This window comes from bacterium, from assembly GCA_029210545.1.
GTDB lineage: Bacteria > BMS3Abin14 > BMS3Abin14 > BMS3Abin14 > BMS3Abin14 > JARGFV01.
On the sequence record JARGFV010000210.1, the window covers coordinates 1 to 743 of the forward strand.

Here is a 743-nt window from a genome sequence, read left to right on the forward strand (position 1 = left end):
CCCGAGCGGCCGGATGGGCGCCCACGACGACTCCTACATCCGGAAGGCGGCCATCAAGTACCGTGTGCCGTACATCACCACGGTCACGGCTGCTCTGGCGACAGTGCGCGGTATCGCGGCCCAGAGAAAGCAGAAAAGCTCCGTCAAGTCCCTGCAGGCGTATCACGAAGCGATCAGCTGATCGCTGGAACTATGGACTATGGACTAAGAACTATGGACTATGGACTATGGACTATGAACTATGGACTATGGACTATGAACTAAGAACTATGAACTATGGACTATGGACTATGAACTATGGACTATGGACTATGGACTATGGACTAAGAACTATGGACTATGGACTATGGACTAAGGACTAAGAACTATGGACTATGGACTATGGACTAAGAACTATGGACTATGAACTATGGACTATGAACTAAGAACTATGAACTATGGACTATGGACTATGACCTAAGAACTAAGTACTAAGTACCGGGAACTAAGTACCGAAAACCGGATACAGACCTGAAAACCTGTGGTTTTCAGGAATTGAAAGGAGCTTTCCGTGGAGCCGATAAGGATCATGCCGTGCCTGGACATGAAAGAGGGAAGGGTCGTCAAGGGTGTGAACTTCGTCAACCTGCGCGACGCGGGTGACCCGGTGGAAAACGCCGCCTTCTACCAGCAGGAGGGGGCCGACGAACTGGCGATGCTGGACATCGCCGCGACACTGGAAAACCGCAAGACTCGCCTGGAGT

At 51.1% G+C, this 743-nt stretch carries 2 protein-coding genes; both read left to right on the forward strand.

Annotation, left to right across the window (positions count from 1 at the left end; genetic code table 11):
* On the forward strand, positions 1-181 hold a 181-nt coding region (locus tag P1S46_12335; protein ID MDF1537252.1), incomplete at its 5' end, for a hypothetical protein.
* A gap of 369 nt (positions 182-550) precedes the next feature.
* On the forward strand, positions 551-743 hold a 193-nt coding region (locus P1S46_12340; protein MDF1537253.1), incomplete at its 3' end, for a HisA/HisF-related TIM barrel protein.